Here is an 11,012-nt window from a genome sequence, read left to right as displayed (position 1 = left end):
TATTTTCACCCAACCGACCGGCGCGGGTGTCGCCTCCCTCGCCCCATAACCACGGCGCGGGGCCTCCCGGCCCCGCGCCAAGCCAACTCCTCGTTTCGGCAGAAGCGGAATCCCACCGGTGGGAAATCTGTTGTGAGACCCGGAGATGTTGGTTGGTTGGCGAGGTTCCGGCGGGAGCTCTACGGGTGCTTGACCTCGCGGGCGGATGCGTTGTTCGAGCTTGCCGACGCGGTGTTGTGCGCCGACGGCCGGTCCGGTCGTTGGCGGAGTTGTCGCTGGTGGGTGAGCACCGTCGGGGTCACGGGGCGTTGTACGACGCCCTCGCCTGCGGGCGACTGGACATCGACCGGCTGCGCACCGCCCTCGCCGGGGTGCCGTTGCCACGGGCAGCAGATGGGCGCCGATCTTCGCAGCGACAACCCAGCGCGCCGCAGTGGTCGAATCCCGAGCGGCCCGGTGATCGAGACCAGCCCGGCCTGGCAGCCCTACCGCCAGCGCAGGCGATCTGCTCTAGGAACGCAGGTCTCGGCGGTGGTAGCCGGCGACGCCGAGCACGGTCAGGATTGTTGCTGTGGCCAGCATGACTGCGGGGGCGCCGATGCTGGCCTCGGTGAGGGGTACGGGCGCGAGGTGCGCGAACGGTGAGAGGTCGCGTACCCAGTCCGGTGCCGCGACGCTCTCGGCGGTCACCAGCAGCAGGAACCCGCCGGTGGTGGGAAGGCCGCCGATGAGCATCGTCCAGCCTGGTGTCCAGCCGACCGCGAACACCGCCGCGCCGAGGCTGAGCAGCACGAGCGGGAGAATGTTCCAGGTGCCGCGCAGTGCGGCGTCTGCCTCCAGTTCGCCGCCGATAGCGGTGACCCCGAGCCAGGTCGCCAGACCGGCGCCGGTGACCAGGACTGCCGCGGCCAACGCGGTGACCGCCAGCTCGGCGCCGATCAGCCGGGTCCGGGTGATCGGTTGACTCGCGAGCAGCGTCAGTCGCCGGTCGGTCTCGGCGGTCACGAAGGCGGCCATCCGGACGGTGACGAAGCCACCGGCGGGCATGGCCAGGATCGCGAACAGGGTCGCGGTGAATCCGCTGATGCTGCCCAACCCGTCGAAGCCGGCCTGGGAGGCCCCGTCGGCCAGGGCCGGATTGTCGCGCAGGAATTCGGTGACCGACACTGCGGTCAACCCGATCACCAGGTAGTAAGCGCCGACACCGATCAGCCAGCCGGTCAGCGGCCGCGACACCCGGCGTGCTGCGAACGTTTCCGCGCTGTCCAGTAGCAGGGTTCGCGGGCGCCGTCCGGGTGCTGCGGGGATCAGACCGTCGCGAATGTCGCGGAGTCGGGCTGCGGTCAGGGTCAGAACGGTGATGAGCGCGGTGGCGGCGGCGAGCAGGAGCAGCGGCAGAACACGGTTGTGGACGTAGGGACCGCTGAGGGACAGCAGCCCGAACGGCGAGAGCCAGTGCAGCCAGCCGAGTCCGGTGACGCCGTCGCCGATCATCCGGGTCAGCAGGCCGCAGCCCAGCACCGCCACCGCTGCGCCGGTGGCCGGCGACCGAGCGGGGAAGACCTGGGCGGACACTGCGGCAACCGCGGTGAGGAACATCCCGAGCAGGCCGGTGCCGGCACCGTGGAGGAGGGCACCTGCCGGTTCGGTTCCGGACAGCAGCAGGACGGCAGTGATGGCGGTCGCGGTGGCGGCGTTGACCACCATCACGGGTCCGAGATGGCGCAGCAGGACGGCTGGTGCCGGAAGACGGCTGGACAGCAGCAGGTCCCAACGGCCGGCGTCCTCCTCGCCACGGGTGATCCGGGTAGTCGCCAGAACCGACCAGGCGCCGAGCAGGACCGCGATGACGGTGCCGACCCGCCACACGGTGAACCCGCCGGCGTTGTCGAGGCCGACCGGGGCGCCGAACAGGGTCCGGATCGCCGGGTTGCCGGCCAGAGCCCGCAGGCTCCCGGCCGCCGCCGGGTCGGCCATCACCTGCGCGTGAGTCGCGGCGACCAGCGCGGTCATCCCGGCGGCCAGGCCGACAATGATGAGTGCGCCGCGTCGAACCTGGCGGATGGCCAACCACGTGACAGCCCGGCCTGGCGCGGAATCCGATGTCAATTGGGGGTTGGCTGGGGCGGGAAGGGTGTCGAGACTCATCGAGCCGCCTCCGCTCCGTAGTAGTCGAGGAAAATCTCCTCCAGACTCGGCTCCCGCATGCTCAGGGCCGTCACCTGCGCGGCGGCGAGCGCCCGCAGTGCGGGGCCGGGCTCACCGCTCAGGGTGAACCGCAGTCGTCGCTCGCCGGCCGGTTCCACCCCCACGACGCCGGGGATCACGCTCAGGTCAGGTGCGATGCCGGTGTAGGTGATCGTCACTTCGGCACGGCGCAGGTCCCGCAGGTCGCTGATCGTCGAGACCTCGGCGAGCCGGCCGGCGCGCAGGATGGCGACCCGATCGCAGACCGCCTCGACCTCGGCGAGCTGATGGGAACTCAGGAAGACGCTCTGCCCGCGGTCGCGGGCCTGCCGGACCGCCGTGCGGAACTCCCGTTCCATCAGCGGGTCCAGGCCGCTGGTCGGCTCGTCGAGCACCAGCAGTCGGGCCCGGGTGGCGAACGCGGCGATCAGGGCGACCTTCTGCCGGTTACCCGTCGAGTAGGTGCGGGCCGGTTTCCACGGGTCGAGGGCGAAGCGTTCGACGAGTTCGTCGCGGTAGGCCAGGTCCGTTCCCGGGCCGGTGCGGGCTTGCAGGTGCAGGATCTCGGCACCGGTCAGTTGCGGCCACAACGCCACATCGGCCGGTACGTAGGCAAGGTGCCGGTGGGCGCGGGCGACGTCGGCGGCGTCGACGCCGAACACCTCGGCCCGCCCGGCGGTGGGTCGGGCGAGGCCGAGCAGGAGGCGGATGGTGGTCGACTTGCCGGCACCGTTGGGACCGAGGAACCCGAACACCTCACCGGGAATGACGTTCAGGTTCAACGCATCGAGAGCGGTCAGGTGGCCGTACCGTTTGGTGAGGTCGACAGCGCGAAGCGCGGGATCGGTCATCGCATGGGGCCTTCCGGGCGGGCGTGGATCAATGACCGCCGACCAGACTTCCCGGCACACCTGTGGGTCACCGTACTCCCTGCCCGCACTCGGCAGGAAGTACGGTGACGGTCAGCGCGGCGCGTCGGAGTCCTGCCGTTGGTAAATGTCCGGAACGCCGTCGGCGTCCGCGTCGGCCTCTTCGACCGCGCGCAGCCGCTGGTAGTGGCGGTTGCGGATGCGCAGCACCACGGTGGCCAGCAGCGCGGCGATCAACGATCCGGCCAGGATGCCGATGCGGGCGTGCTCGTCCTTCTCGCTGCCCGCGCCGAACGCGAGCTCGCCGATCAGCAGCGACACGGTGAACCCGACGCCGGCCAGCAGCGACAGACCGAGCACGTCCCACCAACTGACTCCGTCACCGAGGGAAGCGCGGGTGGCCCGCTGCACCAGCCACGTCGCGGCGAGCACGCCGACGCACTTGCCGAGGACCAGACCGGCGACGATGCCGATGGTCACCGGGTCCCGTAGGGTCGCGCCAAGCCCGCCGGCGCCGGCCAGCGACACCCCGGCGGCGAAGAACGCGAACACCGGCACCGCGACGCCGGCCGACAGTGGTCGCCACCGGTGTTCGAAGTGCTCGGCCAAGCCAGGACCGGGGCCGTCGGCGCGGCGTAGCACCGGCACCATGAACCCGAGCAGTACGCCGGCAACGGTGGCGTGGATACCCGAGGCGTGCACCAGCGTCCAGGTGGCCGCGGCCAGCGGGAGCAGCAACCACCAGGACCGCACGCGGCGTTGCACCAGCACCGCGAACCCGGTGAGCGGCACCAGAGCGGCCAGCAGCGGCAGCAGGTGCAGGGAACTGGTGTAGAACACCGCGATGATGACGATGGCGAGGAGGTCGTCGACGACGGCGAGCGTCAACAGGAAGGTGCGCAGCGCAGCGGGCAGGTGGGTGGCGATGACCCCGAGCACGGCGAGCGCGAACGCGATGTCGGTGGCGGTCGGTACCGCCCACCCGGACAACGCCCCGCGGGCGGTGCCCGCGTTGATCGCCGTGTAGATCAGTGCCGGTGCGGCCATGCCGCCCAGAGCCGCAGCGATCGGCATGATCGCTCGGCGGGGGTCGCGCAGGTCACCGGCGACGAACTCACGCTTGAGTTCCAGCCCAGCGACGAAGAAAAAGATCGCCAGCAGGCCATCGGCCGCCCACTGCGCGAGGGTCAGATCCAGGTGCAGCGCGCGCGGCCCGACCTGCAGCGCCCCCAAATCCTGATAGGCCGACGCCCACGCCGAGTTCGCCCAGACCAGGGCCAGCACCGCCGCGCCCAGCAGCAGCGCCCCGCCGACGGTCTCGGTGCGCAACACGTCACCGATCCGGCGGGTCTCCGGCCAGCTACGACGGCCGAACAAGAAACGGTGCGGACGAGAGGGATTACCAGCCATGGGGCTCCTTCACCAGGCACGACACGAACATCGCCGACCAGGCTTCCCTGCCCACCTGCCGTAAACCCACCCTGCCGCCCCAATGCCGGCAGCGATCGTCCTCATCACGGCTCCGGTGCGCTCGGAGATTCGAAGGACGTGTGGCAGCTGACACCGACCCGGACGGTGTGGCCGGCTGCCTCCGAAGTAGGCCAGGATCGGGGGCAACCGCCAGCCTCCACGCGACCCTTCCGTGGCGCTCTCTCTCCGCCTCCACCGTTAGAACGCCACTGGTCCGGCACGACGAGACAGCACTCGATCGCCGCTCGGCCCGCTTGACACGACATGGGGCCAGGTGTTGACTTGCGGCTATGGGACGGGCCTCAGCAGAAAACCAAGAATCGCTTGCCCGGTCGAATATGGCTGACCGCCAGAGTGTCGCTCCATGGTGGTTTTACGGGATAACCGGGGCAATCGCGGGTGCTGCGATCGTGGCGAGTGCCTTTTTTTCGCAGCAGGTCGCAGGCATTTTCCTCGTCGCTGCAGCCCTCTTTGTGGGAGTGGTTAGCCGTATCGCGGCGAAATCCTCCGGAACTCGTCTGCCTATCCCAGCTAGCGCTGCGGGCGTCGGTTACCTGGTAACCCTGGCGGTAGTGGTGATCGGGTCCTTGATCGTTGTATGGACCGTAGTACGTCCTAACGGTCCTTCTTGGCTCGCGTGGATGCTTGCTGTTCTCGCCTTCGCGGTCACACTGAGTGGGGCATGGGTAGCGAAGGTAGGGCGAGTCGCGCAGGCTCACGAATAATGCCACGTGTTGCCACGCTGGTGTCGCATTCCCAGTTCCGCCCTCGCCTAAATGTTTCTCAGGCGAGGCGAGGGCTGTTGGTGTTGCGCTCGCGGCAATTGAGTAGGGCGGGTTATGACTGCCGGCCCGTGTTGAATGCCGCCCAGAGTGAAGTGCCCTAGCTCAGTAACCTACGCCAAGACTCCATCCAACCACAGAAATTCGGTGGGGTGTAAGGCGATCTGAGCAATGTCGGCGACCGCCTCGGCTCTGTCTCCACGCAACGGCGGCCGATGGCATCAGGATGAGGATGAGCAGTATCCCCATCCGTTCGCAAATCACTAGAAGGAATGAGGCCCCTCCCGGCTACAGGGTGCTGACGGGCCCGGCGCGAAGGCATCACCAGCGGACTCTTGCGGACGTGCCAACCCAATCCTCGTGGCGGTTCGAGCGCGCGCGTCCCTGGTATCTCCCCGATGTGGGCTGCCCTTCAGAAGTTCCCTGCAGCAGGTTCAGGGCTGAAGGGATGTTGTCAACTGGGACCTCTCGGATGACCGGCCACAGCGCCGCAATGGTGCGCCGCCTGGTCGGCGGAGGAGGCGTGCGAAAGTTCGGGTCACGAGAGGTCTCCAGATCTTATCGAAAGAGCTGACTCCCGATGCTGAGGTCGTCAGCCGCCTCGTCCGTGACCAGGAAGTCGCCAACCCGGCTACAGTCCACGTTGAACTGCAGACCGTTATTAGCCGGCTTGGACTTGAAGCCGCAAGGACAGGATGAACACCGCCGGCCTGCCAGTCAGGCACTTCGGTTACGGCGAGTCGAATCCTTCGGTGTTGTGACGGTTCCGAACGCTGAACGACGGTGGGCCAGACGGCCGTACGAGCGGCAGCCTGACCCACACACCGCAGGTCTGTGGTCAGAGCACTAGACCACGCACGACGTGAGAAGGCCAGCGGCAGCCAGACCACCCTGTACGACCCACGCCACGGCTCCGGTCGGCGGGAAGATGAAGAGCGCGACCCCGCCGGCGAGCGCCAGGACGCATCCGGTGTTCCACGGTGGAGTCTGTGCAGCTCCTCCTCCGTAGGCGAGGTTGTAGCTCCCAACCTGGTTCCCGTCGATGTACTTCAGCAGGTAGCTACCGTGACAGTTGGTGGTGGGCTCTCCCTGCGAGAGCCAGAAACCACTGCCATCGGCTCCGAGGCAGAAGTAGTCGTACTCGCCGGTCTCGAACAATTTCGGAGCGACAGGAGTCGGGGCCGTGGTGGTGGTCGCTTCGTGGCTCCTGGCGATGCTGCTGGCCGGCACCACGGGTGCGGCGTTCGCCGCCTGAGGTGCGACGACGACACTTGCCGCGACGACGAACGCCGCCAGGGTCGTCATGAGCTTCTTCATTGATGCTTCCCTTCCTCGAGTTGCGGCGTCGATGCCGCGTGTTGGGAAGCTATTTGCTGGACGGACGGTCAGGGAATGTCTCAATCCCGTATCGCCTGAGGAATGTCTCGCAACAGGTGACGACGTTGCCTGGGGTGAGGTCGGTGATCAGCGCCTATGTGTGGGCGGGGCGTAGGTGGTCGCGCAGGGGTCTGGAAGCACTGCATTCTGGCAGAGCGCGTTCGACTCCGGCTCTCATGGCGCGGTGTTCGACGTGAGGTCCTGCTTCCAGGTGGGCAGGTCGCAGCCGTTGGCGGGCTTGCGATGCAGCACCCGTGAGCGCCCTGTATAGACCATGCCACCTTCTGGCCGCCGACCTGCTCGGCGAAGCCCGCGTCGGAGTCGCACGCGATCGGCAGAGCGGCTCCCGCCACAGCAGCCCAATCTCACGTGCATCCGGGCAGGTCAAGCCCTAATTGTTGGCTTCCCTGCTGGGAAGTGTTGCCCTGACCGACCGTCCAGGGTCTAAAGTCGTCATATTCGCCTTCATCAACGGCGACGCTGTCGGCGGAGGCATAAAGCTCGCGCTGCACTTCGTTCCATCGGGGAGGATCGGAAGACTTATGAGCGTCACCGAGAGTGAATTTCCGAGGCATACCGCTCTGCGGGCGGTGGAGGTCAGTCTGAGTGACAACCGAGAGGAAAACGCCGCACCTGAAATCCTTGAAGCCGCGGTTCGCGCCTTCGATGAGGCGGGCTACGAGCAAGCGAGCATCAAACACATCGCAGAGCTAGCCGGTACCTCGAAATCGCTGGTCACCTACTACTTTCCCACCAAACAGACGCTGGCGTCGGCCGTGATGGATCTCGCGTATCCGGGCGGTGTCTTCATGGGCTCCCGACGTCTCGCCGACGATCCGCTTGACGCGATCCTGTGGGTTGCCCAGCACGTCACCACAAACGTGCTCTACAGCCCCTTGGCCCGGGTGGCGATCAAACTCGGCGAGCAGTTTTCTGACCACAAGGGTTTCGGCGGTCGCTTGTCCGGGTGGCATGCCAGGATCACCGACTACCTCGAAGAAGCCCGGCTGAAGCGACTCATCTCGCCAACGGTCGATCCAACTGTCGAAGCAAAATTCCTCCTGTGTGGCATTGTGGGCCTCGTTACCGTGGCGATGGAGACAGGTTCTCGTCTCTCGTTGATCGACGACGCCGTCCAGATCACTCGCGATCGCCTTGCGGGCCTACGCGTATCGAACGGGTTCTTCGTGAATAAGGGTCTATCGGTGGGGTGAGGTGTGGGCTGAGGCTCGGCCCCAGAGCATCTCCACTCACCGGCTGCGTCACATCACGCCTAGTAGAGTCGAGCGGCACTTCGGCTACAAGGTGGTCCGCGCGTACGCCCGGTATCCGGATCGGCGCGGCCCGCATCCCGCCCACATCAAAATCGATCTGCAGGCCGTCGCAGCCGCGCGCTGCAGCCCCTCACTGACCTGGCCCGCAGCGCCTGGAGAGATGATTGGGCGCAGGGCGGAGCACCCGTCGCTGCCCCCAGAAGCCCCACGACATGACCTGTCGACCAGACTTGCCAGCCCACCTGATGTAGGCCAATCCCGGCGGGTTCGCGGCCGGCAGCAACCCGGGCTGACGCTCGGGATACTGCTTCCGATGTTCGGCAACCGTCTCAGCGTGATGTCAGCCGGATCCTGACCTGGATGCCGGATAGGAATGCCGACGACGATGTGGGTATGACGAGCGACATCGCCCTGCTCACCGAGGACCTGACCAAGTTCTACGGTCGGCGCCGCGGCATCGAGGGCCTCAGCCTGGAGATTCGCGCCGGGGAGGTGGTGGGATTCCTCGGCCCGAACGGAGCGGGGAAGACCACCACCATCCGGTTGCTGTTGGACTTCCTGCGTCCCACTCGTGGACACGCGACGGTCCTCGGGCTCGACCCCCGCAGGGACAAGGCCGCACTGCACCGTCAGATCGGCTACCTGCCCGGCGAGCTCGTGTTTCCCGGGCGGGACAAGGCGGAAGACCTGCTGCGCTTCTTCGCCGCGGCACGCGGCGGCGTGGCCTGGACGCAGGTCACCGATTTCGCGGAGCGACTTGAGCTTGACCTCTCGCGTTCGGTACGGACGATGAGTAAGGGCAACAAGCAGAAGGTCGGGTTGGTGCAGGCGTTCATGCACCGGCCGGCGGTGCTGGTCCTGGATGAGCCGACCAGTGGGCTGGATCCACTCATGCAGCAGGAGTTCCTGGCCATGGTCCGCGACGCCAGCGTTGCGGGCCAGACCGTCTTCATGTCCTCTCACGTGGTCGCCGAGGTGCAGCAGGCCGCCGACCGGGTCGCCATCGTGCGCGACGGCCAGTTGGCCGCGGTCGAGCGGGTTGAGTCACTCGGAAAGCGGGCGGTCCGCGCCGTCGAGATTCACTTCGATGACCCGGTGGACCCGGCAGAGTTCAGTGTCCTGCCCGGAGTCAGCGACGTGGTGGTGTCCGGCCCGGTGCTGTAATGCACAGTCGACGGCCGCATCGACCCGCTGATCAAGGCGGCGGCGCGTCATCAGGTGGTGGACATGTTGTCGGCCGAACCGGACCTGGAAGAGACGTTCCTGTCGTTCTACTACCACGGGGAAGGGGCCGGCGATGCTTCCCGCGCTGGTGCGTAAGACCTGGCGTGACGACCGCCTCGCGTTGATCGGTTGGGCCGGCGGCGTCACCGCTTTCACCGCCATATACACCTCGTTCTACAGCCAGTTCCAGGGAGCCGCGGAGCTGAAGCAGGACGCGCTGCCCCAGGGCATGCTGGACTTCCTCGGCATCGCCGACATGCTCTCACCGGCCGGCTATCTGCAGGCGACCATCTTCAGCCTGGTCGGCCCATTGCTGGTCCTGATGTGCGCCATCACGTTGGCGGCCCGCACGATCGCTCGGCCGGAGGAGGACGGTGGCATGGAATTGATGCTGGCGAACCCGGTATCGCGTGCCGCTTTCGCCTGGCAACGGGTGGCCGCCGCCGGCAGCGCGGTCACCGGGATCGCCGCCATCCCCGGGATCCTGCTGATGATCATCGTTCCCTGGATCGGCATGGACATCGCCCTGTCCAACGTCGCTGCCGCGTCCGTCGGCCTGGTCGCCCTGGTGTGGTGCTTCGCCGGCACTGCCTTCCTGGTTGGCGCCGCCACCGGAAAGCGGGCCGCCGTCCTCGCGGTCACCGGTGGCCTCGCTGTGGCCACCTACATGGCCAACGCCATCGGCGGCATGATCGACGGATGGCACTGGGTGCGCTGGCTCTCACCATTTCACTACTTCATCGGCACCGACCCGCTGCACACCGGCTGGCACCCGACCGAGCTTCTCACCCTCGTGCTTCTCGCGGCGGCAACCACGGTCGCCGGAGTCGTCGTGTTCGACCGCCGCGACATCGGTGTGTAAACCTGAGGCTGGTGGCAGCCGTTCACCGGCCGCCACCAGCACGCCGACGAGGAACAGCCCATGAACGACGCCAATTGGCTGGCGGCCAACTGCCAGGATCTGCTGTACGTCGCGGCCAGTGCCCGGCGTCAGGCAGCGGTCAACCTGGGTGCCCGCGCAGCGGATGAAGGGCTGACGCTGCGCGAGCTTGTCACCGGTCTGCTGGATGCCACCACTGCCCACTGGAGCGCCACCCCCGCCGTGTCGACCGACACCGCCGTCACCGTGCACTCCCGCGCCGAGACACTGCTGGACACCGCCCGTGTCCTGCTCACCGACGCAGTGGACGGGTACACCCGGCAGAACCGTGCCGAACTGGATCGCCACGACAACGAACGTGCCATGTTCGTCAACGACCTGCTCACCGGCCGTGCCGACCCGGGCGGTCTGGCCGAGCGCGCACACCGCTACGGCCTCCGCCTGTCGGCCACCCATACCGTCCTCATCGCCCGTGCAGCCGACCTGACTTCCGGCATCACGCACCGCATCGATGCCGCGCTGGCCTCCAGGTTCGGCGAAGGTAACACCCTCACCACCCTCCGCGACGGCGACGTGGTCTGCATCAGTGCCGGCGGGCTACGGGGCATCGCGGCCGAGCTCGCCCACCTGCTCCTGACCGAACTCGGTGCGGGCACATGGCAGATCGCCGTCGGCCGCACCCAACCGGGGGTGCATGGCCTGGCCACGTCACTCGATGAGGCCCGCCACACCCTCGACTACGCCGTCCGGCTCGGCTTCACCACGCCCGTACTCAATGCCGCCGACCTGCTGGTGTTCCCCGTGCTCCTGCGTGACCGCGACGCCATCACCGACCTGGTGACCACGGTCCTCGGGCCACTGACGAGGGCGCGCGGTGGTGCCCTGCCGTACCTGGAGACCCTGTCCGTGCTCTTCGACAACCAGGGCAACCACAGCGCGGCCGCCCGGC

General features: G+C 67.4%; 8 protein-coding genes and 1 pseudogene. 5 read left to right on the top strand and 4 right to left on the bottom strand.

The features are described 5' to 3' along the window. Window positions 1–132: 132 nt before the first annotated feature. Window positions 133–401 (top strand): annotated as a pseudogene (locus tag ABZ749_RS18735) (transposase); the annotation flags it as partial. Window positions 402–510: 109 nt separating this feature from the next. On the opposite strand, the gene ABZ749_RS18730 reads toward ABZ749_RS18735, so the two are convergent. The 4 genes from ABZ749_RS18730 to ABZ749_RS18715 all read right to left on the bottom strand — a co-directional run bounded on the left by ABZ749_RS18730 (window position 511) and on the right by ABZ749_RS18715 (window position 6,625). Beyond that, a complete protein-coding gene (locus ABZ749_RS18730) occupies window positions 511–2,148 on the bottom strand; it encodes a hypothetical protein (RefSeq protein WP_357229369.1) in 1,638 nt (545 codons plus the stop codon). After that, window positions 2,145–3,038, bottom strand: coding sequence for an ABC transporter ATP-binding protein (locus tag ABZ749_RS18725; RefSeq protein WP_357229366.1), 894 nt, complete (start codon window positions 3,036–3,038; stop codon window positions 2,145–2,147). The genes ABZ749_RS18730 and ABZ749_RS18725 overlap by 4 nt, the downstream gene beginning before the upstream one ends. Before the next feature lie 111 nt (window positions 3,039–3,149). Then, window positions 3,150–4,466 (bottom strand): Na+/H+ antiporter NhaA, encoded by a 1,317-nt coding sequence (nhaA, locus tag ABZ749_RS18720; protein ID WP_357229363.1) that lies wholly within the window; start codon window positions 4,464–4,466, stop codon window positions 3,150–3,152. A gap of 1,688 nt (window positions 4,467–6,154) precedes the next feature. Continuing rightward, on the bottom strand, window positions 6,155–6,625 hold the full coding sequence (locus ABZ749_RS18715) for a hypothetical protein (RefSeq protein WP_357229360.1): 471 nt from the start codon (window positions 6,623–6,625) through the stop codon (window positions 6,155–6,157). Window positions 6,626–7,083: 458 nt separating this feature from the next. Here ABZ749_RS18715 and ABZ749_RS18710 point away from each other — a divergent pair, with 458 nt between their 5' ends. The 4 genes from ABZ749_RS18710 to ABZ749_RS18695 form a co-directional block, all read left to right on the top strand. Next, complete coding sequence (locus ABZ749_RS18710; RefSeq protein WP_357229357.1) at window positions 7,084–7,899, top strand: TetR/AcrR family transcriptional regulator; 816 nt, start codon at window positions 7,084–7,086, stop codon at window positions 7,897–7,899. A gap of 453 nt (window positions 7,900–8,352) precedes the next feature. Further along, window positions 8,353–9,123, top strand: coding sequence for an ABC transporter ATP-binding protein (locus tag ABZ749_RS18705; RefSeq protein WP_357229355.1), 771 nt, complete (start codon window positions 8,353–8,355; stop codon window positions 9,121–9,123). A gap of 133 nt (window positions 9,124–9,256) precedes the next feature. Further along, window positions 9,257–10,045, top strand: coding sequence for an ABC transporter permease subunit (locus tag ABZ749_RS18700; protein WP_357229352.1), 789 nt, complete (start codon window positions 9,257–9,259; stop codon window positions 10,043–10,045). 60 nt (window positions 10,046–10,105) lie between these two features. Next, window positions 10,106–11,012: transcriptional regulator (locus ABZ749_RS18695; RefSeq protein ID WP_357229349.1), on the top strand; the 907-nt coding region annotated here is incomplete at its 3' end.

Source organism: Micromonospora sp. NPDC047753 (assembly GCF_040642735.1).
GTDB lineage: Bacteria > Actinomycetota > Actinomycetes > Mycobacteriales > Micromonosporaceae > Micromonospora.
This window is presented reverse-complemented; position numbering and strand designations above follow the sequence as displayed.

Coding starts and splice junctions, on each gene's coding strand:
- ABZ749_RS18730 (WP_357229369.1), bottom strand. CDS start 2,148: ATGAGTCTCGACACCCTTCCCGCCCCAGCCAACCCCCAATTGACATCG.
- ABZ749_RS18725 (WP_357229366.1), bottom strand. CDS start 3,038: ATGACCGATCCCGCGCTTCGCGCTGTCGACCTCACCAAACGGTACGGC.
- nhaA (WP_357229363.1), bottom strand. CDS start 4,466: ATGGCTGGTAATCCCTCTCGTCCGCACCGTTTCTTGTTCGGCCGTCGT.
- ABZ749_RS18715 (WP_357229360.1), bottom strand. CDS start 6,625: ATGAAGAAGCTCATGACGACCCTGGCGGCGTTCGTCGTCGCGGCAAGT.
- ABZ749_RS18705 (WP_357229355.1), top strand. CDS start 8,353: ATGACGAGCGACATCGCCCTGCTCACCGAGGACCTGACCAAGTTCTAC.
- ABZ749_RS18700 (WP_357229352.1), top strand. CDS start 9,257: ATGCTTCCCGCGCTGGTGCGTAAGACCTGGCGTGACGACCGCCTCGCG.